23 protein-coding genes and 1 pseudogene are annotated in these 25871 nt (G+C 69.6%); 15 read left to right on the forward strand and 9 right to left on the reverse strand.

Going from position 1 to position 25871, the window contains the following annotated elements; genetic code table 11:
* The first annotated feature begins 124 nt into the window (after window positions 1-124).
* The 6 genes from ACIRG9_RS28110 to ACIRG9_RS28135 all read left to right on the forward strand — a co-directional run bounded on the left by ACIRG9_RS28110 (window position 125) and on the right by ACIRG9_RS28135 (window position 8747).
* Window positions 125-1066 carry an ornithine carbamoyltransferase gene (locus ACIRG9_RS28110; protein ID WP_402862265.1) on the forward strand — a complete coding sequence of 314 codons (942 nt, stop codon included), beginning with the start codon at window positions 125-127 and terminating at the stop codon, window positions 1064-1066.
* The gene (locus tag ACIRG9_RS28115) at window positions 1066-2295 is read left to right on the forward strand and encodes an MFS transporter (RefSeq protein ID WP_402862268.1); all 1230 of its coding nucleotides are present in this window, start codon (window positions 1066-1068) and stop codon (window positions 2293-2295) included. Before ACIRG9_RS28110 ends, ACIRG9_RS28115 begins: the two co-directional genes overlap by 1 nt.
* Window positions 2288-4588, forward strand: a complete 2301-nt coding sequence (locus ACIRG9_RS28120) for a lantibiotic dehydratase (RefSeq protein WP_402862271.1) — start codon at window positions 2288-2290, stop codon at window positions 4586-4588. Before ACIRG9_RS28115 ends, ACIRG9_RS28120 begins: the two co-directional genes overlap by 8 nt.
* On the forward strand, window positions 4588-6060 hold the full coding sequence (locus ACIRG9_RS28125) for an amino acid adenylation domain-containing protein (protein WP_402862325.1): 1473 nt from the start codon (window positions 4588-4590) through the stop codon (window positions 6058-6060). Before ACIRG9_RS28120 ends, ACIRG9_RS28125 begins: the two co-directional genes overlap by 1 nt.
* A 73-nt stretch (window positions 6061-6133) precedes the next feature.
* Window positions 6134-6400: an acyl carrier protein gene (locus ACIRG9_RS28130; protein ID WP_402862273.1), complete on the forward strand. Its 267-nt coding sequence runs from the start codon at window positions 6134-6136 to the stop codon at window positions 6398-6400.
* Window positions 6401-6404: 4 nt separating this feature from the next.
* Window positions 6405-8747, forward strand: coding sequence for a lantibiotic dehydratase (locus tag ACIRG9_RS28135; protein ID WP_402862276.1), 2343 nt, complete (start codon window positions 6405-6407; stop codon window positions 8745-8747).
* Between the two features lie 160 nt (window positions 8748-8907).
* Here the strand turns inward: ACIRG9_RS28135 and ACIRG9_RS28140 are convergent, their stop codons facing one another.
* Genes ACIRG9_RS28140 through ACIRG9_RS28160 form a run of 5 tightly spaced genes read right to left on the reverse strand, consistent with a single transcriptional unit; the run spans window position 8908 to window position 13791 of the window.
* Complete coding sequence (locus tag ACIRG9_RS28140; RefSeq protein WP_402862279.1) at window positions 8908-10020, reverse strand: hypothetical protein; 1113 nt, start codon at window positions 10018-10020, stop codon at window positions 8908-8910.
* Complete coding sequence (locus tag ACIRG9_RS28145) at window positions 10004-10660, reverse strand: N-acetyltransferase (RefSeq protein WP_402862281.1); 657 nt, start codon at window positions 10658-10660, stop codon at window positions 10004-10006. Before ACIRG9_RS28145 ends, ACIRG9_RS28140 begins: the two co-directional genes overlap by 17 nt.
* Window positions 10661-10687: 27 nt before the next feature.
* Window positions 10688-11362, reverse strand: a complete 675-nt coding sequence (locus ACIRG9_RS28150; protein ID WP_402862284.1) for a GPP34 family phosphoprotein — start codon at window positions 11360-11362, stop codon at window positions 10688-10690.
* Window positions 11363-11374: 12 nt separating this feature from the next.
* Window positions 11375-12388, reverse strand: a complete 1014-nt coding sequence (locus tag ACIRG9_RS28155; RefSeq protein WP_402862287.1) for an acetamidase/formamidase family protein — start codon at window positions 12386-12388, stop codon at window positions 11375-11377.
* Window positions 12385-13791, reverse strand: coding sequence for an APC family permease (locus ACIRG9_RS28160; RefSeq protein ID WP_402862328.1), 1407 nt, complete (start codon window positions 13789-13791; stop codon window positions 12385-12387). The genes ACIRG9_RS28155 and ACIRG9_RS28160 overlap by 4 nt, the downstream gene beginning before the upstream one ends.
* Before the next feature lie 352 nt (window positions 13792-14143).
* On the opposite strand from ACIRG9_RS28160, the gene ACIRG9_RS28165 reads away from it, so the two are divergent.
* Window positions 14144-15982 carry a S9 family peptidase gene (locus ACIRG9_RS28165; protein WP_402862290.1) on the forward strand — a complete coding sequence of 613 codons (1839 nt, stop codon included), beginning with the start codon at window positions 14144-14146 and terminating at the stop codon, window positions 15980-15982.
* Here ACIRG9_RS28165 and ACIRG9_RS28170 read toward each other — a convergent pair.
* Complete coding sequence (locus ACIRG9_RS28170) at window positions 15946-17322, reverse strand: helix-turn-helix domain-containing protein (RefSeq protein WP_402862293.1); 1377 nt, start codon at window positions 17320-17322, stop codon at window positions 15946-15948. The two genes, ACIRG9_RS28165 and ACIRG9_RS28170, sit on opposite strands and share 37 nt — an antisense overlap.
* Window positions 17323-17935: 613 nt before the next feature.
* The gene (locus ACIRG9_RS28175) at window positions 17936-18268 is read right to left on the reverse strand and encodes a YrhB domain-containing protein (RefSeq protein WP_402862296.1); all 333 of its coding nucleotides are present in this window, start codon (window positions 18266-18268) and stop codon (window positions 17936-17938) included.
* A gap of 362 nt (window positions 18269-18630) precedes the next feature.
* Between ACIRG9_RS28175 and ACIRG9_RS28180 the strand changes: the two genes are divergently transcribed.
* The 5 genes from ACIRG9_RS28180 (at window position 18631) to ACIRG9_RS28200 (ending at window position 22664) form a co-directional block, all read left to right on the forward strand.
* Window positions 18631-18930 carry an HD domain-containing protein gene (locus ACIRG9_RS28180; RefSeq protein WP_402862299.1) on the forward strand — a complete coding sequence of 100 codons (300 nt, stop codon included), beginning with the start codon at window positions 18631-18633 and terminating at the stop codon, window positions 18928-18930.
* Between the two features lie 32 nt (window positions 18931-18962).
* Window positions 18963-19424, forward strand: a complete 462-nt coding sequence (locus tag ACIRG9_RS28185) for a hypothetical protein (protein ID WP_402862302.1) — start codon at window positions 18963-18965, stop codon at window positions 19422-19424.
* 600 nt (window positions 19425-20024) lie between these two features.
* Window positions 20025-20996, forward strand: a complete 972-nt coding sequence (locus ACIRG9_RS28190) for a hypothetical protein (protein WP_402862305.1) — start codon at window positions 20025-20027, stop codon at window positions 20994-20996.
* 221 nt (window positions 20997-21217) lie between these two features.
* Window positions 21218-22054 carry an alpha/beta fold hydrolase gene (locus tag ACIRG9_RS28195; RefSeq protein WP_402862308.1) on the forward strand — a complete coding sequence of 279 codons (837 nt, stop codon included), beginning with the start codon at window positions 21218-21220 and terminating at the stop codon, window positions 22052-22054.
* Window positions 22055-22193: 139 nt separating this feature from the next.
* Complete coding sequence (locus ACIRG9_RS28200) at window positions 22194-22664, forward strand: hypothetical protein (protein ID WP_402862311.1); 471 nt, start codon at window positions 22194-22196, stop codon at window positions 22662-22664.
* A gap of 304 nt (window positions 22665-22968) precedes the next feature.
* On the opposite strand, the gene ACIRG9_RS28205 is transcribed toward ACIRG9_RS28200, so the two are convergent.
* On the reverse strand, window positions 22969-24231 hold the full coding sequence (locus tag ACIRG9_RS28205) for a serine hydrolase domain-containing protein (RefSeq protein WP_402862314.1): 1263 nt from the start codon (window positions 24229-24231) through the stop codon (window positions 22969-22971).
* A gap of 299 nt (window positions 24232-24530) precedes the next feature.
* Between ACIRG9_RS28205 and ACIRG9_RS28210 the strand changes: the two genes are divergently transcribed.
* A complete protein-coding gene (locus ACIRG9_RS28210; RefSeq protein ID WP_402862331.1) occupies window positions 24531-24698 on the forward strand; it encodes a hypothetical protein in 168 nt (55 codons plus the stop codon).
* Between the two features lie 36 nt (window positions 24699-24734).
* Here ACIRG9_RS28210 and ACIRG9_RS28215 read toward each other — a convergent pair.
* Window positions 24735-24833: pseudogene (locus ACIRG9_RS28215) on the reverse strand (TetR/AcrR family transcriptional regulator C-terminal domain-containing protein); the annotation flags it as partial.
* A 31-nt stretch (window positions 24834-24864) separates the two neighbouring features.
* Between ACIRG9_RS28215 and ACIRG9_RS28220 the strand changes: the two are divergent.
* Window positions 24865-25533 (forward strand): HAD family hydrolase, encoded by a 669-nt coding sequence (locus ACIRG9_RS28220; protein ID WP_402862317.1) that lies wholly within the window; start codon window positions 24865-24867, stop codon window positions 25531-25533.
* A 101-nt stretch (window positions 25534-25634) separates the two neighbouring features.
* Window positions 25635-25871: transposase domain-containing protein (locus ACIRG9_RS28225; RefSeq protein WP_402862320.1), on the forward strand; the 237-nt coding region annotated here is incomplete at its 3' end.

Genomic DNA, 25871 nt, shown 5'->3' on the forward strand with positions numbered 1-25871 from the left:
TCCCTGTCCGGTCGGGGTGGCGACCAGCCAGTCTGAGTCGGTCGGGGAGACGTCGACCGCGGACGTCCACGTGAGACCGGCGGGCCACCGGCCGCAGCGCGGCCCGGAGACCGGGGAGGTTCCGATGCCCATGCGCCAACACCTGATCTCGATCGACGATCTCACGGACGACGACCTGCACTGGATCGTGCGGCGCGGCGTCGAGTACGCGTCCGGCCAGCACGAGGACGCCCGGCCGCTGCACGGGGCCGTGGTCGGTGTCCTGTTCCGCAAGACGTCCACCCGGACCAGGACGGCCTTCTCCGCGGGCGCGCTGCGCCTCGGCGCCCACCTGATCACGTACGGTCCGGCCGACCTGCAGGAGAACACCGGCGAGACGGTCGAGGACACCGGCGCGGTGCTGTCTCGGATGCTCGACGTCCTGGTCGCCCGGACCGCCGGCCCCGAGTCGGAGCTGCGGGCGTACGCCGCCCAGCACCGGATGGCGGTGGTCAACGCGATGAGCGCGGCCGAGCACCCCACCCAGGCCCTGACCGACCTGACCACGCTGGCCCAGCACTTCCCGACTGTCGACGGCCTGCGGGTGCTGTACGTGGGGGAGGGCAACAACACCGCCTCGGCGCTGTCCCTCGCGCTGGCCCGGTACCCGGGCACCGAACTGCACCTGCGTACGCCACCGGGCTATGGCGTCGAGTCGCGTTTCCTCGACCGGGCCGAGGTGGCCGCGAAGCGTACCGGGGCGAGGATCGAGCAGCGCCACGACATGTCGGCGCTGCCCGAGGTGGACGTGGTCTACACGACCCGGTGGCAGACCACCGGCACGACGAAGCCGACGGCCGACTGGCGTACCGCGTTCGCGCCGTTCCGGGTCGACGGCGCCGTGCTGGACCGCTGCGGGGCGACGGTGTTCCTGCACGACCTGCCGGCCCACCGCGGCGAGGAGGTCACGGCGGACGTGCTGGACGGTCCGGCCAGCGTCGCCTTCCAGCAGGCCGAGAACAAGTACCACAGCGCCCGCGCCGTGCTGGAGTGGTGCGCCGGCCAGACCCTGTTCGGCGGCGCGTGATGGCGCAGCGGCACGGGCGTAACGCGCTGTATTTCGCCGGCGGGGTGTCCTCCGTCGGCACCCAGATGACGATGCTGGCGTTGCCGTGGCTGGTGCTGGAGAGCACCGGGTCGGCGGCCCGTACGGGTCTGGTCTTCGCCGTGCAGATCCTGCCGATCGCGCTGCTCGGGTTCCTGGGCGGCACCGTCATCCAGCGGCTCGGCGCGCGCCGGACGATGCTCGTCGGCGACCTCGCCCGGGCCCCGATCGTGGCCCTCGTTCCGGTGCTGCACGCCGCCGACGCGCTCAGCCTGGGCACCCTGCTGGCGCTGGTCGCCGTGATCGGGGTGTTCGGGGTGCCGTACGCCGCGTCGCAGCGGGTGCTGGCGGTCGCCCTGACCGGCGACGATCCGAACGCGCTCACCCGGGCCAACAGCGTCCTGGATGGAATTTACGGCGTCTCCGCGTTCGGCGGTCCCGCCATCGCGGGCGCGCTGATCGCGCTCTTCGGACCGGCCCAGGTGCTCTGGCTGGACGCGTTCTCGTTCGCGCTGTCCGCGCTGGTGCTGCTGGCGTTCGTACCGCAGGTCGACCGGTCCGCGCCGGCCCGCGGCGGACCGCCCGGAGTCCTGGCCGGGCTGCGGCACCTGCGCGCCGACCGGTTCCTGGCCCAGACGGTGCTCTCCACGCTGATGTACGGGTTCCTGCTCCGGGTCCTGGCGGTGGCCCTGCCGCTGCTCGCCTTCGTCAGCTTCGGCGGGAACGCCCGGCTGGGCGGCCTGCTGGTCGCCGCCGAGGGGGCCGGCGCGCTGCTCGGTTCGCTCGGGGTCTTCGTGCTGGCCGGCCGGGTGCCGGCGCCTCGGCTGGCCGGCGTCGCCATGATCGTCGTCGCGCTGCCGCTGTGGCTGTTGCCGCTGCCCTTCCCACCCGCGGTGCTGGTGGCGGCGGTGGCCGTCTCGGCCGCGGCCGTGTCGGTCTCCAACGCCCCGTACATGACGATCCTGGGCACCCGGGTCCCGGCCGAGCTGCTGCCCAAGGTGCTCCAGGCGGTCTTGACGATCAGCAACATTGCCGGTCCGCTGGGCTTCCTCTGCGCCGGCCTCCTGATGGAGGGGGTCGGGATCCGGGCGAGCCTGGTCGTCGTCGCGGCCAGCGCCACCCTCGCCACGCTCAACTTCCTGATCGCGCTGGCCCGGATGGACCGGGTCGGCGTCCCGCCCGCCCCGCAGAAGGTGCTGAGCAATGCCTGACGACGTGCTCCTGACCGGTGGTTGGCGGTTGTGGCCGCAGTTCGCCCTGCGCGGGCCGGGCTTTCCGGCCGACGGCGTGTTGCGGTTGGCCCCGGACGGGCTCGCCCTGGCCGCGGACAAGGTCCCGGACGCGCTCTCCGGCCCGGAGTGGGACGAGTTCGCGCGGTGCTTCGACGCGGCGGCGGTGCGTACCGCCGGAACGCTGCAGGAGATCGCGGGCCGGCCGGACTTCCGGGCCGCGGTGGGGTGGCAGAACCGGGCCGTCCTCGGCACCGGCATCGCGCCCTTCCTGTCCTGGGTGCCGACTGCCGCCGGCCGGACCAGCATGCCCCGGCAGCGTGAGGAACTCGTGGCGCACTACTGGCAGCGGTTCTGCGTCAAGAACGACACCATCGGCTTCTTCGGCCCGGTCGGTTGGGGGCGCTTCGACCCGACCCGGCGTGGCGTCGCGGTCGATCCCGGGGACCGGCTGGTCGCCGAGTCGGAGGTGTACCTGTCCAGCTGGGCGGTGGACGCGCTGGCCCGGCAGATCGGCGCCGACCCGGGGCTGCGACGGTGGCTGCCACCGCTGCGAGTGCCGTTCGCCCGGGTCGAGGACGGCCGGGTGTCGATGCCCGGCCGGCCGGCCCAGGCCGTCGCACCGCAGCTGCGCCGGATCCTCGAGCTGTGCGACGGTACGCGGCAACCGGCGGAGCTCGCCGACGCGACCGGCCGGTCCCTGCCGGAGGTGCTGCACGCCCTCCAGGTCATGGTGGAGCAGCGCTGGATCGTCTGGCGGCTCGACGTGCCCTCCGCCACCCATCCGGACCGTGAGCTGCGCGCCCTGTTGGCGCGGATACCGGACCCGGCGGTGCGCCAGCCTGCCCTGGCGAAGCTGGCCGTCCTCGAACACGGACGTGAGCGCCTGCGGTCGGCCGTCACCGAACCCGACGAGCTCATCGCCGCGCTGACCGGGCTGGAGGCGTCGTTCGTCGAGCTGACCCGCACCCCCGCCCAGCGCGAGAAGGGCGCCCGGACCGCACCGTGCCGGGCGGTGGCCTACTCCGACTCGCGCCGCGCCGCGACCGTGCGGGTCGGCACCGCCGTGCTCGACGCGCTGGCACCGCTGGGACTCTGCCTCACCGCCGCGCGCTGGATGACGAACCGGGTCGCCGAGGCCGCCGAGGCGCGGATCGGCGCCGTGTACCGGGAGCTGCGCGACCAACGCTCGACGGTGGACCTGGCGAGCCTCTGGATGCGCTGCCAGCCGACCCCGTATCCCGGCGCCGCCGCCGACGCCGAGCGGATCCAGGCGGAGCTGCGACAACGGTGGGAGCGGATCGTCGACGCGCCGCCGGGCGCCCGCCGGGTGCAGCTCCGCGCCGCCGGGATCGCCGACGCGGTACGCGAGGCGTTCGACGAGCCGGCGGGCGGCTGGAACCTCGCCCGGTACGTCAGCCCCGACGTCTTCGTCGTCGCCGACGATCCCGAGGCGGTCCGGCGCGGCGACTGCACGCTCGTGCTCGGCGAGCTGCACGTGGCGACGAACACCCTCGACCAGTCGCTCTTCGTGTCGCAGCACCCCGCCGCCGGGGAGTTGCTCGACGAGACGGACCGGGACTTTCCCGGCCCGCGGGTGCTGCCGATGCTGCCGAAGGAGACCCCGCAACTGCGCTGGTCGGCCCGCAACCGGCCGGCCCTCGACCGACCGCGGGACCACCTGGTCGCCGTGGTGGGGCACAGCGCCGATCCGCGCCGCCCGCGTACGGTGCTCGGCGCCGACGTGCTGGTCGAGGAGCGGGACGGCCGCCTGGTGCTGGTGTTGCCGGACGGGGCCGTGTTCGGTCTGCTGGACGTGTTCGGCTACGCCCTGACCAACCAGGTCATCAACGGCTTCGCGCTGCGTTCGGCCGCCGACCACTCGCCCCGGGTGACCGTGGACCGGATGGTGGTGGCCCGGGAGTCGTGGCGGTTCGCCACCGGGTCGCTGGACTTCGCGGCGGAGAAGGTCGAGGCCCGGCGGTACGTGCGGGCACGCCGGTGGCGTGACGCGCACGACCTGCCCCGCTTCGTCTTCGTGGTCTCGCCGACCGAGCCCCGACCGTTCTACGTGGACTTCGACAGCCCGGTCTACGTGAACATCCTCGCCAAGGCCGCCCGCCGGCTGCACCGCGCCGACCCGGCGGCCCGGCTGACCGTCACCGAGATGCTGCCCACCCCCGAGCAGACCTGGCTGACCGATCACCGGGGGGCCGGATACGGCTGCGAGCTGCGCCTCGTCGCCGTCGACCAGACCACGGGGGAGTCCGCATGATCAGCACGTTCGTCGCCGACCTGCGCCCGCACGACGCCCCCGCGATCGTGACCGACGACCGGACGCTCAGCTACACCCAGCTGGTCACGCGCGTCGAGCGGCTCGCCGGGCGGCTCACCGCCGGCGGGGTGGGGCCGGAGCGGGTCTGCGTGGTGGCGCTGGAACGCGGACCCGAGGCGGTCATCGCCATCGCCGCGGTGCTGCGGGCCGGCGGCGCGTTCCTGGCCGTGGACGTCGACCTGCCCGACCAGCGGATCGCCTCGCTCGTCACCGGCGCCGACGTCCTGCTCACCACGGCGGCGCTGGCACCCCGGTTCGCCGCGCTCGGCGTACCGGGGCCGCCGGTCCTGCTCGACGAGCCCGGCCCCACGGCCGCGCCGCCGCCGGGGGTCGCGCCCCGGTCGCTCGCCTACGTCGGCCACACCTCCGGCTCGACCGGCACGCCGAACGCGGTGCTGGTCGAGCACCGGTGGCTGCACGCGTACCTGCGGTTCGTCGCCCGCGACCACCGGCTCGGGCCGGACACGGTGGCGGTGCAGCTGGCGCCGCTCGGGTTCGACGCGTCGATCAGGGACATCTTCGCGCCGCTGGTGGCCGGCGGCCGGCTGGTGATGCTGCCCCGCGCGACGCTGCTGCGGCCGGACGAGTTCTTCGCCGCCCTGGAGCGGTTCGAGGTCAACACGATGCTCAGCGTCACGCCGTCGTTCCTCACCTTCCTGGCGCGCCACGATGGGGCCGCGCGGCGGCTACGCGGGCTGCGGCTGGTCGGCACCACCGGCGAGTCGCTGCGCCCGTTCCTCGCCTCGGGCGGCCGGCAGCTGTTCTCCGGCCGGCTGGTGAACCAGTACGGCCCGACCGAGTGCACGATGACCGCGACCCGGTTCGAGGTGCCGGCGCAGCCGGACACCGCCGACCTCATCGGCACCACGATCGACGGCGTGGCGGTACGGCTGCTCGACGGCGACCTGCGGCCGGTCCCGGACGGGCACAGCGGCGAGGTGTGCGTCGCCAGCCCGGGGGTGGCGCGTGGCTATGCGGGCCGGCCGGCGCTGACCGCCGAGCGGTTCGTGCCGGATCCGTTCGGCGTCGCGGGGGCGCGCCTCTACCGCACCGGCGACCTGGCCCGGCGGCACCCCGACGGCAACCTGGAGTACCTGGGCCGGGCCGACCGGCAGATCAAGATCAGGGGCTACCGGGTGGACCCCGCCGAGGTCGAGGGCGCACTGCTGGCCCATCCCGCGGTGACCGGCGCGGCGGTCACCGCGGCGACCGACGAGCGGGCTCGGACGTACCTCGTCGCGCATCTCACCGGCGACCTGGCCGAGGTCGGCGACGCGGTGCTGCGCGCGTACCTGGCGCGGACGCTGCCGCCACACCTGATGCCCCGCCGGTTCGCCCGACTGACCCGGTTCCCGACCACCCGTACCGGCAAGATCGACCGCCGCGCGCTCACCGCCGGCGGCGTCCGCTGACCCGACGGCCGGCCCAGCCCGGCGGCACCCGATCAGGGCACGAACCCCAGCCCCTTCGACCCTAAGGACTGAGATGACCATCATCGACGGCACGACGATCGCCGGTACCGACCTCCGGGAGCTGATCACCTCGATCTACCGGGAGACGCTCGCCGACGGCGAACTCGACGCGGACAGCGACTTCTTCGAGGCGGGCGGAGACTCCCTGGCCGCGTTCCAGATCACCGAGGGCATCGAGACGGCGGTCGGGGTGGAGGTGCCGGTGGCGCTGGTCTTCTCCTACCCGACGCCGGCGGAACTCGCCGAGGTCGTCAGCGCGGACGCGGTATCGGGGGTCTGACGTGATGACCGGCACGAACGGCACCGACCGCGCGGGGGACCCCGCGCTGCGGCTGGGCGGACGGTGGCGGCTGTGGGACCAGTTCAGCCTGCGCGGGGCGGGGTTCCCCGCCGACGGCGTACTCCGCCTGGTGGACGACGAGCTGGCCCTGGCCGCCGACCGGATCGGCCCACCGCCCGGCTCCCGGAGGTTGGCGGGTGCTCCTCCGGCCGCCTCGGCGGCGGAGTGGAAGACGTTCGAGGAGTCGTTCGCCGCGTCCGCGGTCAAGGCCGCCCTGACCCTGCAGTCGGCCGCCGCGGCGCCGGAGTTCCTCACGGCGGTGGGGTGGCAGAACCGGGTCGTGCTCGGCCGGGCCGTCCAGCCGTACCTGTCGTGGCGGCCCACCGTCGCCCGCACCAGCCAGGTGCGCCAGCGGGAGGAACTCGTCGCGCACTACTGGCAGCGGCTGTGCGTCAAGAACGACACCATCGGGTTCTTCGGCCCGGTCGGCTGGGGCCGGTACGACCCGACGGTGCCGGGCCTGGCGGTCGACCCCGGCCGGGGCCTCGTCGCCGAGACCACCATCTACTTCGCCAGCTGGGCGATTGACGGCCTGGCCCGCAGCATCGGCGCCGATCCGGCGCTCGCCGGTTGGGTCGCGCCGCGGCGCGTACCGTTCGTCCGGGTCGACGGGCGGACGGTGTCGCTGCCCGGCCGGCCGGCGCAGCAGCTGACGCCGGAGCTGTCCGAGGTCCTCGACCGCTGCGACGGCACCCGACCGGCGCTGCGGATCGGCCAGGAGCTCGGTCGCGACGTTACCGAACCGCTCACCGAGCTGGTGCGTCGCCGCCTCGTGGTGTGGCGGCTGGACATCCCCGCCGACGCCTTTCCGGAGCGTCACCTGCGGGCCTGGCTGGCGCGGGTCGAGGACCCGGCCGCCCGGCAGCGGGGGCTCGACAAGCTGGCCGCGCTGGAACACCACCGGACGCGGGTCCGCGAGGCAACCGGACCGGACGAGTTGTCGGCGGCGATGGCCGCGCTGGAGGACGACTTCGTGGCGCTGACCGAGACGGCCGCCACCCGCGAGAAGGGCGCGACGACCGCACCCGGCCGCGCCCTGGTCTACTCGGACTGCCGGCGAGCCGCGTCGGTCCGGGTCGGCCCGGAGGTCATGTCCGCGCTGGCCCCGCTCGACCCGCTGCTGACCAGCGCCACCTGGCTCACCTCCGCGCTGGCCGAGCGGGTGATGGCCCGGGCCCGGCGGGTCTTCGACCGGCTGGACGGCCCGGTCGACCTGGCCTCGTTCTGGTTCGCCTGCATGCCGATCCTGCACGGCGAGGCCGTCGCGGACGTCACCGAGCTGCAGGCTGAGTTCTGGGCGCGCTGGGTCCGGCTGCTCCGGATCGACGACGGGGCCCGACGGGTCGTCCTCTCCCTGGCCGACCTGGCCGACCGGGTACGCGAGCTCTTCGACGCGCCCGGCGGCGGCTGGCCGACGGCTCGCTATCTCAGCCCCGACGTCATGATCGCGGCGACCGACGCCGAGGCGGTCGGGCGCGGCGAGTTCGAACTGGTCCTCGGCGAGCTGCACGTCGCCATCAACACCCTGGGCGCCTCGCTCTACCTCAACCAGCACCCGAACCCGGCCGAGCTGGTCGAACTGACCGACCGGGACTATCCGGAACCTCGGCTCATGCCGTTGATCTCGAAGGAGAACAGGTCCCGGCTCTCCACCCGGATCCGCTACAGCCTGGCCCGGCCGGAGGACTACTACGTCGCACTGGTGGACTTCACCGCGGACCCGCACCGGCCGCGTACCGTCAACAGCGCCGACGTCGTCGTTCAGGCGGACGGGGAGCGGCTGGTGGCCGTGCTGCCCGACGGGGCCGAGTTCGACGTGGTCGACGTCTTCTCGCACGTCCTGACCTCGCTGGTGCTGGATCGCTGGCGGATCCTGCCGGAGCGCGACCACAGCCCCCGGGTGACCGTGGACAAGCTGGTCCTGGCCCGGGAGACCTGGCGCTTCGCCGCCGACAAGCTGGCCTTCGCCGAGGAGAAGACCGAGGCCCGCAGGTACGTCCAGGCCCGGCGGTGGGCCACGGACCACCAACTGCCGAGGTACGTCTTCGTGACCTCGCCGACCGAGCCGCGGCCGCTGTTCGTCGACTTCGACAGCCCGGTGTACGTGAACCTGCTGGCCAAGGCGGCCCGCCGGCTGATCCGCAAGGACCCGGACGCGCGGCTGACCGTCACGGAGATGCTGCCCACCCCGGAGCAGACCTGGCTCACCGACGACCGGGGCAACCACTACACCTCGGAGCTTCGCTTCGTCGCGTTCGACACCGGACGCGACGAACCGGAGTCCTGATCCGGCACTTGGGAGGGGCGGCCCGTCGACGGACCGCCCCTCCGGCGTTCCCGCCCCGTGTTCCGTGTGGCGCTACCGGCGGATCTCTCCGGCAGTGCAGGGCGGCCCGGATGCGGGATGCGGCGTTCACCGCGTTCTCCTGTGGAGGGCGAGGCGGTGGTCAGCCGTCCTGGTGGTGGTGGCCCTTGGTGGCGCAGTCGTGCCAGATGCGGGTCAGGTGTTGGGTCATGTGGGCGGTGGCGGGGTGGCCGGGGTGTTCGCGGTGGTGGGTGGTGATGGTGTCGGCGAGGAGGGTGCGGGCGGGTTGGCAGTGGCCGAGGGCGTGCAGGACGAGTGCGGTGGTGGCGTGGGCGGCGAGGGTCGGTTGGGCGTGCCGGCCGATGGTGGTGGCGAGGTGTTCGCCGAGTTGGCGGTAGAGGTGGTAGGCACCCTGGTGGTGCCCGGCACGCCGGCGGGCGATCGCGTGCAGGTGCAGGGCGTGCAGGCTGCGCGGGTGGGTGGGCCCGTGCAGGTGGGTGCTGCTCTGCTGGGCGTAGCTGGCCCAGCCGATGGCGTCGGCGGGGTGGCCGAGGCGTAGTTGCAGTTCGGCCAGGAGGGTGGCGGCTTCGGCGTGTACGGGGTCGGCGGGCGCGGTGGCGGGGTCGACACCGGCCAGGCTGGCGTGCAGGAGTTGTCGGGCGCGTAGGGGATCGGTGAGGGCGAGGCCGCGGGCCGTGTTGACCCGCCGAACGCGTTCGGCATCGAGCCCGCCGGCCATGGGTGTGGGTGTGGCGTGCCAGGTGAGGGTGATGTCGCCGGCCGTGGCGCCGACGGTGACGCGCGCGAGGACGCGGTCGGCGTGGACGGCGGCCAGCCGTGGGGGCGTCGGTGCGCCAGTAGCGGGAAGGACTCGGGGCGCTTGCCGCAGGATCGCCCGACCGACGACGTCGGCGATGGCCGCGGCGTCAAGGGGGCGCGGACGGCAACCTGGCTGGCACTGGTAGCCCGGTGCGGAGTCGTGCGGGTCGGTGTAGGGCATCGACTGGTGGCAGAACCTGCAGCGCAACAGCCCCGGCCGCAGGTGCGCCTCGCGCGGGTCGGCGGCCGACCTGTCCGGCCCGGGTACGGCTGGAGCGGTGGCTTTGCTGACCCATTTCTGGACCAGGCGTGGTTCGAGGTTCAGCTGACGCGCGACGCTGGTGACCGCACCGTAAGCCTTGACGGCGCGGGCGTCGGCGACGCGTTGGACGACGGCGTCGATCAGGTCCGATGGGTATCTACTGGGGAAGGCCATGATCCGCGGTATCGGTGGGAGATGTCGGATGGGTCGGGTTGATCGGACTGCCGCCGCTGCTACCGATGGGGTTGCGGCGCATCGGGTGCAGGGTCGGCCCGTCGGGCAGGGTGATCGACGGTCGGGGTGTGTAGCCGTAGCGGGTGAGCAGCGGCTGTCCGTCCGCGAAGGTGGTGGTCCAGCACGGCAGGTCGACGCGGTCGATGCGACTGCGGTGATGTTTGAGCATCGCGGTTGCCCGCCCCGTGCGCTGGGCGTCGGGGCGGACGGCGAGAAACGCCAGGTGGTAGTGCGGTTCGGTGGGCTGTTTCTCGGCCACCAGCATGTCCAGCAGGTTGAACCGGTCGGCGTGCGCTCCGGCGGTGTCGCCGAGGCGGGCGCGGTGGTTGGCTGGTGGTGGGATGGGTCGGTAGCGGTGGAAGCCGACGGTGGTGGCGGTGAGGTCGTCGGTGAGGTGGACGTCGCCGAAGAACAGGGCGTGTTCCACCCAGATCAGCAGGACGTCGGCCAGGAGCTGCCGGCGTGCGGCGGGTACGAGCCATTGGCCGAGTGGGGTGGGGTGGAGGGCGTCGGCGATCAGCCCGGCGACCGTGTCCTTGTCCGCCCAGCGGGCAGCCCTGATGCGAATGTTCGGTTCCATGAAGGTCGGTGTCCCTGTCAGGTGGAGCTAGCGGTAGGCGGCGGTGGCGAGGTCACCGACGGTGGCGTCGACGGTGGTGGTGATGTCGCGTACCGATCGGTGGTGTTGGGCGGCGATGGTGGTCAGCCGTGTGGTGATGGTGGTGGTGTCGTCGTCGAGGTAGAGGTGTTCGGTGAGGCCGAGGGCGGCGACGAGGCCGGCGAGGGCGGCGGTGTGGTTGTCGGGTTGTTCGCGGCCGTGGGCGAGGTATCGCAGTCGGGCGCGGGCGACGACGGCCCATTTGTTGTCGGTGGCGAGGTAGGTGTCGGTGCGGGCGAGGCCGGCGAGGCGTCGGCGGGTGTGGTGGCGGAGGATGCCGGCGGCGACGAGGCCGGCGCGGGTGCGTTCGTACAGGTCGGTGGCGAAGTCGCGCAGGAACGTTCGTACTGGTGGTGCGGTGTGGCCGTGGCGAATTGCGGCGATGGCGGTGTCGGCGATCAGGTCGCCGACCGGGTGGTCGGTGTGTAGTCGCAGCCATCGTTCGCCGGCCGGACGGTCGTCGGTGGGGTCGAGGACGATGCGTCCGGCCAGGTACAGGTCGATCAGGACGGCGCCGGCCAGGCCGAGGGCGAGGGCTTGGCGGTGGATGTGTGGGTTGCCGGTGTCGTCGTTGTGGCCGAGCAGGAACAACTCGTCCCGCAGCGGCAGCAGAGGAAGACTCATCGCCGTCGCCCCCTACCGCAGCCCGACGGTGTGTTGTCGCAGCCGTGCGTGCACACCCTGGTAGGCGGGGTCCGGTGCGGGAAGCAGCGCTTTGTCGATGGCGGCGAGGATGGTGTAGTTGGGGTCGCAGACGTTGCCGATCGGTGCCCGTCCCACCTGCGACACGAGTTGGTAGGCGTCCAGCGTTTCCAGGCCGGTCAGTTCGCTGGTCCAGGTGACCATGTCGTGGTGGGCGATGCGGTAGGCGTCTTCCAGGGGTCGGGCGCAGCCGATCGACATGATCGACGTGTCGGTTTCCAGCCGGGGCCATACCGTCGGCACGCCTTTGATCACGTCGATGGTGAGGGTTGTGGTGGTGGCGATCTCGACGCCGACGCCGCAGGCTTCGCCTTCGCCTTGGCAGGCGTGGCCGTCGCCGAGGGCGAACAGTGCTCCGTGGACGTTGACGCCGAGGTAGAGGGTGGTGCCGGCGCGTAGGCGTGGGGTGTCGAGGTTCCCGCCGTGCATGTCGGGGACGATCGTGGAGCGGGTCTCGAAGCCGCCGGGGGCGACGCCGATCGTGCCGATCATCGGATCGAGCGGCAGGTTGATGGCGTGGCCAGTTTCGGTGGCCTGGAACCGGACTGTGCCGGCTTGCCGGTCGATGCCGTAGACCCATACCCGCTCCTGCAACGGTGGCTGCAACGTCGCCGTGTGCGAGGTCGAGGTGAGGGCGCCGAAGTGCGGGAACGTGGCCGACACGCCCCAGTCCCGGGTGGGGGCGATGGTGGCGAGGTGGATGGCGAGGGTGTCGCCGGGTTCGGCGTCCTGCACGAAGAACGGCCCCGACACCGGGTTGAGGTAGGGCATGCGGCACACCTGCGACGGCAGATCCGCCGGCCCCCGCACGAGGCCGCCGAAGCAGTCCTCCGTGTCCACTTCGAGGACGTCGCCGGAGTGTAGGTGCGCGACTGGCAGTCGCCCGCCGAACGTGTACGCCAACTCGTCTCGCACGGGACGGTAGGTGATCTTGTTCATGGTGGTCACACCCGTTCCACGTCGCGCTGCTGCGGCTGGACGGGGGCGAGGCCGGAGAGGGTGGGGCGGCGGCCGGTCAGGTACAGGCCGGCGAGGACGATGACGCCGAGGGCCAGCCAGGCCAGGCCGAGGCGTTGGGCGGCGATGTTGGCGTTGACCACCACGTAAGCGAGGATCGCGAACCCGATACCGGGCATCACCAGATGCGCCCAAAGGTTCCCGGACCGCCTGCGGATGAGGTGGTGCACGACCACGGAGACGTGTAGGACGAGGAATGCGACCATTGCCCCGAAGTTGATCAGGGACGACAGCAGGGTGATCCCGTCGGTGCGGGTGGCCATGTAGAGGCCGAGGGCGAGGGAAACGGTCCCGGTGAGCAGGGTGGCGTTGATCGGCACGTTGCGGCGGATCGACACCTTCGCCAGGAACGCGGGCAGTTGCCGGTCGCGGGCCATCGCATAGAGCAGGCGGGAGGTGGCGACCTGGGCGACCATCGAGTTCGGCAACCCCCACGCGACCGCGGTCGCCACCGCACACAGCGTGGCCAGCCAGCTCCCGCCGGCCACCTGGGCGGCGTCGTAGAACGCAGTCCCGTTCGGATCACCGTCGGCCAGCAGCCCGGACGGGTCGGGGACGAGCATCGCGGCCAGCCAGGTCTGCGCGATGAACAACACCCCCGCAAGGACCAGCACCGCCGCCATCGCCCGGCCGATCTGCCGGGAACCACCCTTGGCCTCCTCGGCCAGCATGCTGATGCCGTCGAAACCGAGAAACGACAGCACGGCGATCGACACTGCGCCCGCAGCCAGGGACCAGGTGAAGGTGTCGGAGTTGTAGAACGCCGCCCAGCCGAAGTGACCCTTCCCCGAGGCAATCGCCCAGCCCGCGATAGCGATGAAGACCGCCAGAACGATCAACTCGCCGACCAGCATCACTCGGGTGACCACCGCGGTCATACGGATCCCGACCGAGTTCACGACCGTGTTGACCGCGACGAAGCCCAACAGCCACAACCAGACGGGAACCGCCGGCACGGTCGCGTGCATCGCCACCGATGCCACCAGATACAACAGGCCCGGCACCAGGATGTAGTCGAGCAGGATCACCCAACCAGCCAGGAATCCCACCGGCGGGCTGATGCCCCTCCCCGAATAGTTGTAGACGCTGCCCGACATCGGGAACGCCTTCACCATCTGCGCATACGAGAACGCCGTGAACACCAACGCCACGACGCCGATGGCGTAGGCCAGGGCCACCATCCCGCCGGAGCCGGCGTACACACTCCCGAAGATCGCCATCGGCGCAATCGGCACCATATAGACGAGGCCGTACGCGATCAGATCCCGGAACCGTAGCTGTCGGGCCAGCTCTTGGCGGTAGCCATACCGTGCCAAGTCCTCTTGTAATTGCATCGCACCTTCCAATGGGCTCGTGTTTACGGCGGCAGGAGCATCCATTTGTGGCTGCCCGTGAATGGCTTTTCGTCCCGAATGGTTGCTCGAATTGGTGGCCAAGTCGATACCGGAAATGCGGACAAAGGCTGATGTCCGCATCTATGGCGTCGCCGACGAGGTGGCCCGGCCGATGGGCGGTTCGAAACAGGGCGTCCAGCGGGGCAGAGGCTCGGGCGTAGAGTCGGCCGTATCCGAGGAGCGCTCGGCCGGCGAAACAGGTTTCTTCGCGGCTCGGGATCCGCCACCTCGGGCCCGGTTGGCGAGAACCGTGCAGCGTGGGCCACGGTCCGGAGTTCTTCGAGGAGGGTCCGTGAGGCTGGCGAAAACCTTCGCCGCTGTGCCACTGGAGGACGCTGTCCGCGCCTCCGTGAGCTATGACCAGCTTCGTGCGGGTGATGGTGTCCTGTATTGGTTGGAGGCCCGCCCCGAAGGCGGCGGGCGCGGAGCAGTGACGAGGTGGCGGCCCGGCGAGGGCGCGCATGACATCGGTCCCGACGGGTTCGACGTCACCAGCAGGGTTCACGCATACGGTGGCGGATCCTTCGCAGTCGCCGAGGGAGCCCTGTGGTGTGTCGGCGGAGGTGGCCTCTACCGAAGCCATCGCGGCGATCAGCCCGAGCTAATCAGCCAAGGGTCCTTTGGAGACCTGACCGTCGGCGACGGCGAATTGTTGGCGGTGCGCGAATCGGCGCAGGGTGACGAACTGGTCGCGACGTCGCTGACGGGCGCTCCCCAAGTGCGGACCATCCATGCATCTCAAGGGTTCCTTGGCGCTCCTCGGCCGGGTCCAGGCTTGTTGGCCTGGACCGCCTGGGGCGATTGCGACATGCCGTGGGACGCGTGTGAGGTGTGGGTTGCCTCGTATTCGTCTGGTGATCGAACCGGGAGCCCGAGGAAGGTCGCCGGTGGTCCGAATGAGTCGGCGGTGGAGCCGCAGTGGGGGCCTGACGGGGCGTTGTACTTCATGTCGGATCGCAGCGGCTGGTGGAACCTTTATCGGTGGAACGGCCGGACGGTCGAGGCGGTGGCACCGATCGTGGGCGAGTGTGCTGCGGAGCCGTGGGAACTGGGTTACGCGTCATACGACTTTCTTGCCGATGACCGGATCGCCGTGGTCGTGCAGGAGGGGCCGCGACACCGCCTCATCGTCATCGAGCGTGACGCCACCATCCACACAGTCAACCTTCCATACACTTCGATCAAGCCCTATCTGGCCGCGCTGGGGACGACGTTGGCGTTGATCGGATCGTCACCGACCGCGGCCCCGCAGGTCGCGCTGGTGCATCTGGCTGGCGACGACCCCCGGGTGGAGGTCCTTGCCCGATCTGAGCACGCCGAACTCGCCTGGGTGGAGGTGTCCACGCCAATGGAACTGCGGGTGCGAGCGTCGGCCGGCCATGAGGTGTTGGCCCTGGTGTATCCGCCGACGGGCTCGACTGCAGACTGGCGTTCGCCCGTAATCATTCGGGCTCATCCTGGGCCTACCGCCTCCTGCCTGCTGCGTCTGGACTGGCAGGCGCAGTTCTTCACCAGTCGCGGGTTCGCCGTGGTGGACGTCGACTATCTGGGCAGCACTGGTTATGGCCGGACCTTTCGGGAATCGCTGTACGGCCGGTGGGGCGTGGACGACGTCAGTGACTGCGCAGCGGTGGCGGACCATCTGCTGGCGACAGGGCGTGCGGTGCCGGGCCAGGTCTTCATCCGTGGCGCCAGCGCCGGCGGATATACAGCGTTGCAGGCGGTGGCTCAGGACGGGCCGTTCGCCGCTGCCACCGCGGTGTCCGCGATCGTGGATCCGGAAAGGTGGACGGAGACCGTGCCTCGATTTCAGCGTGCGCACGCCATGCGGCTGCGGGGTGGCGCCGGCCGGGTCCGTGCCGCCGCTATCCAGCGTCCTGTGCTGTTCATTCATGGCACCGCCGATGAGGTGGCCGTGGCCGAGGATGTGCGGGAACTCGCTGAGGAGTTGCAGGCCCTCAGCATGACGCACGACTTGCTGCTACTTCCCGATGTCGGTCACTACGTGGCGACGTCCAACCGGGCGGGTGCGGCACTTGAGGCGGAACTGGCTCATTACCGTTCGGTGGCCGCTGCGGCGACTGGTCGAGGAGATCATACGGCCGCCAGCGGTAGCTGCTCGCGCACGTAATCGCCGAACTCACGAACCTCCGGTTCGCATCGGTACGGTTCAAGGTCCGCTTGTACCTCGACGATGCGCTGCAAGCAGCGGTGTGACATGGTCCGCGTGGCATGCTCCACCGCTGCCCGGCCAGCAGCGCACGCTTCGTCGATTCGGCCGGCGGCGGCCAGAGACGAAGCCAGGAGCGCGGTGTCGATGGCGAGCCGCCGAACGTGTGTGGGGCTCAGCGCCGCAATAGCGTCGCCCAGGTGCCGTTGGGTCTGCTGCGGTCGGCCCAGGTCGTGAAAGCAGTGGGCGATCTCGTCGGCGAGGTACGCCGGAGTGAAATACCGGATCCACGATGGCTCGTCCTCGGGCCTGCTGTGGACCAGCTGCCTCTCCGCGATGTCGAGGTGGGTCAGGCAGTCGCCTTCGCGTCCCAGCCGGGCGTACGTCCGTGCCACCACGGCGTGCAGCGCAGCTCCCACGGCTGGCGTCGTATGGGTCTCACTTCCCCGCACCGCCGTGAGCGCCATCCGTAGCGCCGGCTCGGGGTGTCCGCAGTGCAGCGCCAGGTGGCCAATGTTCACAGCGAGTAGGTAGCTGCCGTAGAGGCGGTCGTCGGCTGCCTGCGTCAGTCGTAGAGCGCGTAGGTAGCGACGCTGCGCGACACCGTGGGCGCCGGTGTCGACGGCCTGATACCCGCACAGTTCGAAGAAGCCGGCCGCCAGCGTGTAGAGGTGCCGACCGATCGCCTCCGAGGCCGGGGGGTTCGCCAGCAGCCGATTCAGTTCGTCTTCGACGTACCGCTGCACCTGGGCATGGACTCGTCCGGCACCGTGGGTGTGGTCCAACTGGCGGAACATGGTCAGAGCGTTCTCAGCGGAGAGAAGCTCCTCTTCGCAGACCTGATCAGTCGAGCTGGGCCGTCCCGCCGCGGACAGGCAGGGCCCCGGCGGAGCGTTTAGCCAGTCCAGGGCGGCGCGATCGAGGACGCCTGGCTGGAATGGAATCCGGACGACCATGTCAGCCAATCCCGCCGTCTCCGAAGAGTGCAGGCTACTGAAGCCCGTTGTGCCGGTTGGCGGAGCGATCAGATTGCCCGCGCTGGCCCGCTTCTTATCTAGAAGTGGCAGCAGACGCGTCAGGGTGCCTCCGGTCAACAACGCCTTGTCGCAGGCCTCGACGAACTCTCTGGAGGGGAATCGGTCCGCTGTCTCGACGCGACGCACCAGGTCGGCGCTGTATCGGATCATGGCACCCAGTCGCGCCTGCGAGAGGTTGGCGCGCTCCCGCAGCCGACGAAGCTCGGCGCCAAAATAGTGGCGCTCGGACAGGGACGGCTGGAGCGCCCGCGGAGCCTGACCCATGACACCGCCTTCGTTGGCTACTCGTGTGCAGTGGCGTTGAGCAGCGTGGACAAATCGCGCACCCAGGGTCACTCAACGTTCAGCGCAGCGCAACCAAGAACGACGATAACGGCGTCGATGCGAGACGAACACACCAGGCTCGCCGAGCATGCGGACGAAGTGGATGTCCGCATGCTTCTCGTTCACGCGCTGGGCCGCAGCCCGCCACCAATGAGTAGACGCTGAGCGTGCGGCCAGCGGTCGAGGCCGCCAGACGGATCACGGAGGTTTCACCGGTCTGGCTGCCCCCAATGCAAGCCATGCAGGTGTCATCCGTGCCGGCCTTGCCTCCGCACACTGCGGCCTCGGAGGGTCCACCAGCGTCCGGGCTTGTCCGTTGGCGTCCGTGCCGGTCGTCACTCACGTGGTCACCCATGATCGATTCAGACTGGTGCCATGCGGCGACGGGATGTGGTGTGGTGGGCCTTGGTCGGCGCAACCGTGTCGGTTGGACGCTCGTCCTCTCTCAACGTTTGGCACCCGTCCTCGCCCTCAGTTGTCCCGTATCGGTGCCAGTTGATCGTGGTGCGCGACGCCCTCGATGTACTGGTTGATCAAAATGGAGCCGCTGCACCTAGAGCTGCGGCCTCGGACCCGGGGAGCGACAGAGTTCGCACGTGTGCCGTTGATCTGCATACTCGGTGAGGTAGTACTCGGTCGACCGGGCCGTTCCGGTCGCGTGGGGCTGCCCCGTGCTCCGATCGACGAGAATCGGGGCGTTACCCGCGACGGAGTCTCGGCAGGATCCCGTCTCGATGTACCGGACGGACTGGTAGTAGAAGACCCAGCAGCCTGGGTATTCCTCCACGTCTGTAATCGCAAGCGGGGGCACGCCGGGTTTCGAGGACATGGCCCGGAGTGTCTCTTCCGCCGTGCTTCGCGCCTCTTGCTCGTTGACCACCCGCACATCATGCCCGTGGTCGCGCAGTCGGGATGCCCCTGCCTTGCAAAGATCAATACTGCTGTCGGTCAGCGTCGGTGACTGCCGTCGACCTGCCTGCCGTGTCGCCTCCCGTCGACCTCGGACTGCGGCACGCCATGGCTCATCCCACGTCGCCCAAAGCCGTGCTCCATCGATGACATCGAGCGCCAGCAGTACACCAGCTCGACATCCACCCGTCGATGCGGCTCCGCATCGACCACGCTCTCGCCGACCAGGCAACAACGTACATCGGCTGACTTCGGAGGGACGCTTCGCCGCTCTGAAACGCCCTAGCAAGGCCCGCGATGGGGTGGGGCAATGTCCGCTGCGCGACTACCGTTCGGGGAGTGTCTGACCTCATCGCCCAAGCCCGACAGTTCGCTGCCGACCTGCTCGACTTCCCACCGCCTGCCCAGCGCTGGTCGCATGTACAGGCTGTCGGTCGCCGGGCAAGCGAACTGTCGGTCACGGTCGAACCTGTCGAACGCGATCTGCTCGTGGCGGCGGCGTGGCTGCACGACATCGGCTACGTACCCGGCCTCGTCGCCACCGGCTTTCACTCCCTCGACGGCGCGCGATACCTGCAGCTAACCGGCTACCCGCCGCAGCTCGTCGGGCTGGTCGCGCAGGCCCGACGTCGGGCGTAGCCGGAACAATCAAGCTCTGCCATCCTGGCCCAGTGAGGCCCAACCTGGAAAGGATCCCGGCGAAGCAGGACCGGCTGGCGGAGGCTATCCTCGCACGTGCGGCGCGAGGCATGGATCAAAGGTTCGTCAGTTCCCTTGATCCCTCTGCTTCACTCGCCCTTGGGCATTACGGCGTCCGCCTCGCCACACTTGCGCTGAGGCAGAACTCTCTCGACCTACTACGCCGTTCATTGCTTGCAACAGGGCTCGCCGCATGTTTGGAACCCTACGATGACCGGGACCTCATGGTGGGTTTGGCATTGCCGTGGATCGTGGCACAGCAGCTCGGGGTATCTCCCGCCACGGTGTTCGCCACCGTCTCAGACAGTCTTCCGGATGGCCCGGTCGCCGAACTGTTCAAGACCTTCGGCGCCCGGACAGACGTCACATTGGAAGCCTTTGCCTGGGAATTGGTCACAACCGGCAGCGGACCGGACTTCCGCCCACGGTACTGACCAGGAACACCCGGCGGCGTCAGCAGTACACCAGGTGGCACCCTGGGTGACTCTTTGGCCCCCATGCAACCAACACGGCTCGCTGACCTGCATCGCCAAGGGCGTCTAGCCTGCGGCAGACGTCCATCAGAGTCCGCGGACGTCCACCAGCGCTCGTACCCTCGTCACCCAGATAGCCACCCACCTCACGCCGCTGGGGAGAGCGACCGGCGGGCCATCGCGTCGCACGGTAGCGACCCTAGGATCAACTTGTGACGCACGCCCGCCTTCGCAGGATCTCGGCTTTCGTTGGCTGGGCGCTCTTCCTCGCAGCGGGCGTCGTCGGGCCGTTGCTGCACCGGGGCCTAGTAGCCTGGCTCCTCACGGGTGCGGCCATGCTCACTATCCAGTGGTCGCATGGTTTTGGCCGGCGTGATTCAGGCGTAGGACAGAGGGCACCGGAGCCGGCGGAGAAGGTTCTCAGATGGTATCCAAAGTGGTGGTAGCTGGTGCCCTCTTGGAGCGTGAACAGCGTCGCCGTTCTTGATGGCCAGGTAGATCAGGGCTTATGGAGATACCCCTGACGCGCCGGCACTCCTTGCAGTTCGGCAGGATGACGAGGTGACCTCGCCTGCTGTCTCGTACGGCAACCTGGACCTGTTGGCCGACGCCGGACGCTGGCATGACCTGCTGGGTTTCGCTGCCGCAGTCGATGCGGGGCCGGTCGACGAGCGGCGGGAGGTAGCCCACGTCGTGGCATTGGAGGCGCCAGCCGGGATCGCCGCCGCTGCTGCCGAACTGTTTCCCGACGACGACAAGGGCCCCCCGGGACCCCTGTGGGAGGCTGTAGCGCAGCACCATACGTGGCGAGAACTGTCCCCACACCTGACCAACCCGCGTACGAGGCACCTGGTAGCCCACACACGCGTGCTGCACGGCGAGGATCTTTGTGACGCCATCGACCTTGACGCACAACTGCTCGGCGCCCCGCTGTGCCTTCAAGCATGGGAAGCCGCCAACTGGCGCAGCACATTGGACATTTCCGAGTATGACCGGACCGGTAGCTCGGGCTGCACCATTTGGGCATTTCCGAACCACCTGGCCGAGCCAATTCCGCTGCCCACGACCACCGTGCGGTCGGCTCAGCATGACGCGGTGCCGCTCCTGGACGGGTTGTCATCGGCCACGAAGGCGTACGCGTTCCACGGCACCGCATGGGAAGCAGCCTCGATGGTGGCCACCGACCAGGCCAGGATGCCCAGAGGTCAACAGCGGCAGGGCCGCTGGGGGCGCGAGGGATCACAGGTACGCTTCGCCGATACCTACTCCAGCCTGGTGCACCTGGCCACCGGTGGAGGGGCATACGCGCGTCGGACTGGACAGGCCATTGGGCGGACAGCTCTCTGGAAGGCACTCGCGGCCATGGCTGAAACGACGCCTACCGCAGATCCCCACAGCGTCACAGCGTTTGTCGAACGCCTGCTCTGCGTCGCCTGGCAGGAGCCCGACGACGAGATTTGGTACCTGCACCTGGCGATGGAGGACCCCGAGCAGGGTATCGCTTGGGTCCTCACCGGCAACGACTTCGACTGACCAGACAATGACCGTCCGTCAACGCCCCAAGCCAGTGAAATCGTGACGCCGACTGCCCGCGACGGCTGGAATGCCCGGCATCCACCTCTGCCGATGCCCTGGGCGTCTTGGACAAAGGCTGTTTGAGTAACGGTGCTGAGGCGAGTCGAGGCGATCTGGGGAGCTGGCTCCGAAAACCTGTTGTACCCGGATCTGTCGTCCTGCTTGCCTGAGGATCGTTGATGACCCAAGCCACCCTGAGGAGACCTGTGGCTATCACGCCGTTCGGAATCGCCTACGACCACGCCGTGGGCGCCAACGACCTGCCGATCGTCCTGATCCACGCTGGTATCGCCGACCGTAGGATGTGGGATCCCCAGTGGGAGGGCATCAGCAGCGCATACGACGTCGTGCGGCTTGACCTACGCGGCTTCGGGGAATCGACGGCGCCCCCAGAAGGGTCGCTGTCGCACGTCAACGATGTCCTCTCGACGCTCTCCCATCTCGGCGTCGGGCGATGCCACCTCGTGGGCTCCTCACTCGGCGCCGGCGTCGCATCCGAGGTGGCGCTGACGGCGCCGCAGCTCGTTCAATCCCTCCTGCTGTGCCCGCCGGGTGGCAGCCTGCTGGCCGAACTTACCGACGACCTCAAGGCCTTCCTCGACGCGGAGAGAAGCGCGCTCACCGTCGGCGACATCGACGCCGCCGTCGAGGCCAACATCGCCTCTTGGATCGTCGGTCCCCGTCGGGAGGCCTCGCAGGTCGACCCCGGCTTCCAAGACTTCGTACGACGCATGCAGCGCCGGGCGTTCGAGGTCGCCGCGTCCTGGGCAGACGTCGACGAGGTCGAGCTGGATCCGCCCGCGTTGGATCGGCTGGACGACATCAAAGCGCCGACGCTGGTGCTGGTCGGTGGTCACGACCTCGACACGACCCGCGACAGCGCCGACCGAGTGTGCGCAGGACTCACCGACGTTCGCCGCGTCGACTGGCCGGACGTCGCCCACCTGCCGTCGCTGGAGCAGCCCGACCGATTCCTCGCCTTACTCCTCGACTGGGTTGCCGACAACAGAGGCTGACGGCACGAGCTGTGATGATCGACTGGCTTGAGGATGTCTGGTCACGGACGCGCGCAGTACGGATCGTCGAGGGCGGCGAGGACGGGGGTCCGCTACCCGGGCGTGCGACGCTGGCTGAGCTGCGAGATTCCTCAGCGGTTTGCTCGATCTGCACGAAGGCCGCCCGCAGTTCCGGCCGGCCGGAAAGGCTGGCAAGCGGCAGCTGGCTGACCGTCGCATCCCTGCCGTGCTGCACCCGTTGCTGGTGACCGTCAGCGGCCAGCAAGCCGGCGAACTGTCGGACGACAAGTTCGACGAGATTCGTCGACGACTCACGACCGTGATGCCGGCACCGGTCGACCGTGCGGTGATCCTGCTCTCGTGGCTCGGCCGACTCTCCATCCCGGCAGAAGCGTTCTGGGGCGAAGGAGTGCTGGTCCGGCGACTGCTCGCCGAGCTGCCCCCGCTTGATATCGCGATCGCGGCCGACCAGGCACGCACCGGGCACGCCGCGATGGGGGTCGTCAATCTGATCCTGCACTCCGGCGACGACGGCACGCTCGCCACGGCCATCGGCCCGACCCTTCGTGGGCTGTTCCCTCCGGCGCCCGTGACCGGCACCTCGCCGTAGCCCCCGAACATCGAGCAACACCGCCTGGCACGCGGCCGTGCCGTGCCCAAAGGGCACCGTCCGCGCGTGGACATTGTCAGACGCGCCCGCCAGGGCGGCCCCGCAGAAGCGTCAGGGCAGCCGACGGCTCGCTGAAAGCCCGACTACGCCGCGTAGACGGCCGTACCGCCGGAACAGGGCAGGTGAGACGACAACTGAGACGGTGCCGACGGTGACGGCTTTGGCGGGGCGGGTCTTGCGGCGGCAGGCTAACCCGTGACGACGGCGACGATCGTCGGGACGTGGCTCTCTCCGGCCCGCGCGGTCAGTCGTCGATCGCTTGGTAGACGGCGGTCCAGAGGTCGTGCCACATCGGCAGCCTCTGGTCGCCTGCGTGCGCCCGCTGCATGATGAAGATTGTCGTCATGTCCTCGGCGGGATCGTTGTACCAGGCGGTGCCGTAGAAGCCGGGCCATCCGTAGCTCCCGACCGATGGGCCCAGATGCGTGCGGTGGGTACGGACCGACATCCCGAAACCCCAGCCCATGGTGTCGAAGTATCCCGGCCAGAACCCGGAGACCGCCTTCTGCGCCGGGGTCAGGTGGTCGCTGGTCATCAGGGCCACCGCCGGCCGCGAGAGCACCCGCTCGCCGCGGTGGGTGCCGCCGGCGAGCAGAGCCGACGCGAAGGCAAGATAGTCGTCGGCGGTCGAGACGAGCCCGCCGCCACCCGATTCGAACGCCGGTGGTCGGCTCCACCGCCCGCCGGGGGCGTCCTCGACGACTGGCTCACCGGTGGCGGCGTTGTCGCGCTCGTACGCCGTCGCCAGCCGGCCGATGCTCTCGCCGCTCACGCTGAAGGCGGTGTCCTTCATTCCGAGCGGATCGCAGATCCGCTCGCGTAAGGCATCCCCGAAGGACATGCCGGTGGCCCGGGCTATGAGCACGACCGTCACGTTGGCGGCGGTGTCGTACATCCAGCGCTCACCTGGCTGGTGGACGAGCGGAAGCGTGCCGAGCCGGCGCATCCACTCGTTCGGCGGCGGCTGGCCGAGTGTGTCCAGCGCGTCGGCGATCGGGACCGTTCCGGGCTCGGCAGGGACCATGCCGGTGCCGAGGGTGTAGGTCAGCAGATCCCGCAGCGTTATCGGGCGTTTCGTCTCAACGGTGTTGTCCAGTGGCCCGTTGGGATCGGCGAGCACTGTCATGTCCGCCAGCTCCGGAAGGAGGTCGTCGACCGGGTCATCGAGGCGGAGGGTGCAGTCCTCGACGAGTGTCATCGCACACGCGGCTACGAGCGGCTTCGTCATCGAGCCCATGCGGCAGATCGTGTCGCCCGCCATCGGCGTCCTCGACCCTGCGCCCTCGAACGCGAGATTGCCCGTTGCTTCGACGTGCACCTGGCCGTGGCGGGCGAAGACGGCCACCACACCCGGGACGAAGCCGGCGTCGACGTGACGCTCGATCAGTCCTCGCACCCGAGCCAGCCGTTTAGACGAGAAGCCACCAGCAGTCACCTGTCTCCTCCTCATCTCGCCCGTTCGCAAGTTACACGTTGCGCGGCGACCGCGCGCCCGCGAGGACGCCATCTACGACCCTCAGGGCGACGAGGTCACGCGACCTACGGACGTACGAGCGCCGATGGATCCCGCGATCGTGGCGTTGATCGAGGAATTACGGGCGCCGGACCGTTGACCACCCGGCGGCCCCGACAGGCTGGGGTGCGGACGACACAAACGATCTTGATCTACGGGTTTGCCGCTGAGTGCTCGGCTGTCGGGCGGCCGTGGGTCACCGTGTACGGGGCGACTTCCAATCGCATCGTTACGATCATGGTCGACCCGGGGAGTGATTGAAGACGTTGGTACGCACGCTGCAATGCCGCCGGGTGGCGAAGCTTCCGGCTCTGAGTGACGCGGAAGACCTCGTTGCGCTGAACGCCACCGTCGACGGCCGGTTGGTCGCCGTCTCGGCGAGCGGTAGCCGGCGCAACGGGCTGCCCGGCCTGCGGGTACGGGTTCACCTGCACGAAGCCGGCGAGGTCGATGTCGCTTGACCGGCCGCCGAACCCCGACTCGGAGATCAGTCGCGCCCCGAAGACGGTGCTCCAGAACGTGCGGGTCTCCACGTGGGCCGGCCGGTCGATGACCCAGTCGTGGCGTTCGAGGATCGTGCCGGCTTCATGGCTCACGGGAATCGTCCTGCTGATCTAGGGTGCCTTGGTGCCTTCGAAACCCGCGACAACCGTCCTGTTCGATTTCGCTTGGACCCTGTTCGCCCGGGACCCTAACCGCTGGGTTGGCAGCGCGGCGGCCTTGATCGGCCGGGAGGTGGCCGCCAGTGAGGCGCAGCGCATCGCCGCGGATTTCGCTGAGTTGTTGCGGACAACGGCTACGGACCCTGCTCACATCGCCAGGGACTTGGACCCACAGGTGTGGGACCGGGCGATTCTGGCGGTCCTGCAGCAAATCCGTGGGGTGGACCTGCCGTTTGCGCGAGCGCTGCACGAAACCCACGCCGAAGCACTCGAGCCGTACGCGGACACGTCATCCACCCTCGCCGCGCTGCGTGCCCGCAACATTCGCCTTGGCGTGGTCAGCAACATCGGCTGGGATATTCGCAAATGCTTTGCCCGGCACGGGCTTGACTGCTACATCGATGCATTCGTTCTTTCCTACGAGGTCGGCTTCGTCAAACCCGATGTACGGATCTGGCGCACCGCACTCGACGTCTTGGCGGCACAGCCAGATCGGACGCTGATGGTGGGCGACCACCCCAGCGGCGATGGCGGTTCCGTGGCCGCCGGGGTACCGGCCCTGGTGCTACCGATGGTGAGTTCGCCTGCCCAGCTTCGCGGCTTCGATCACGTGCTGACGTTGGCCGGAATTTGAAGCTGGTTCGGCTCTTGGTTCAATGCCATTAAGTTAGGGCATTAGTGCTGGTCAGTTCAGTGAGCTGACGAGGGGTCGTTCGGCCGGTACGGTGCTGTGGCGTGACGTTGTCTGGGGTGGAGTCGCTGCGGCCGCAGGGCCGGTTGACCGATCACATTGGGCTCGGGGTGGTGTCGGCCCGGTTCAACCGGGATCTGTTGGAAGAAATCCTCAACCGCAGCGGGCGGCGTGAGAAGCGGGTCCGGCGGCTGCCGGCGCACGTGATGATCCGTTACGTGATCGCGATGGGGCTGTTCTGCGCCGAGTCCTCTGACGAGGTGATGCGTCGGCTGGTGGGT

This window comes from Micromonospora sp. NPDC093277 (genome assembly GCF_044765245.1).
In the GTDB taxonomy this organism is placed as follows: domain Bacteria; phylum Actinomycetota; class Actinomycetes; order Mycobacteriales; family Micromonosporaceae; genus Micromonospora.

What these genes read in the sequence shown, in the direction of transcription:
- ACIRG9_RS28150 (WP_402862284.1), bottom strand. Translation starts at nt 11,362, where the DNA reads ATGAGTCTTCCTCTGCTGCCGCTGCGGGACGAGTTGTTCCTGCTCGGC.
- ACIRG9_RS28120 (WP_402862271.1), top strand. Translation starts at nt 2,288, where the DNA reads ATGCCTGACGACGTGCTCCTGACCGGTGGTTGGCGGTTGTGGCCGCAG.
- ACIRG9_RS28135 (WP_402862276.1), top strand. Translation starts at nt 6,405, where the DNA reads ATGACCGGCACGAACGGCACCGACCGCGCGGGGGACCCCGCGCTGCGG.
- ACIRG9_RS28115 (WP_402862268.1), top strand. Translation starts at nt 1,066, where the DNA reads ATGGCGCAGCGGCACGGGCGTAACGCGCTGTATTTCGCCGGCGGGGTG.
- ACIRG9_RS28145 (WP_402862281.1), bottom strand. Translation starts at nt 10,660, where the DNA reads ATGGAACCGAACATTCGCATCAGGGCTGCCCGCTGGGCGGACAAGGAC.
- ACIRG9_RS28110 (WP_402862265.1), top strand. Translation starts at nt 125, where the DNA reads ATGCCCATGCGCCAACACCTGATCTCGATCGACGATCTCACGGACGAC.
- ACIRG9_RS28170 (WP_402862293.1), bottom strand. Translation starts at nt 17,322, where the DNA reads ATGGGTCAGGCTCCGCGGGCGCTCCAGCCGTCCCTGTCCGAGCGCCAC.
- ACIRG9_RS28195 (WP_402862308.1), top strand. Translation starts at nt 21,218, where the DNA reads ATGACCCAAGCCACCCTGAGGAGACCTGTGGCTATCACGCCGTTCGGA.
- ACIRG9_RS28140 (WP_402862279.1), bottom strand. Translation starts at nt 10,020, where the DNA reads ATGGCCTTCCCCAGTAGATACCCATCGGACCTGATCGACGCCGTCGTC.
- ACIRG9_RS28160 (WP_402862328.1), bottom strand. Translation starts at nt 13,791, where the DNA reads ATGCAATTACAAGAGGACTTGGCACGGTATGGCTACCGCCAAGAGCTG.
- ACIRG9_RS28130 (WP_402862273.1), top strand. Translation starts at nt 6,134, where the DNA reads ATGACCATCATCGACGGCACGACGATCGCCGGTACCGACCTCCGGGAG.
- ACIRG9_RS28205 (WP_402862314.1), bottom strand. Translation starts at nt 24,231, where the DNA reads ATGGCGTCCTCGCGGGCGCGCGGTCGCCGCGCAACGTGTAACTTGCGA.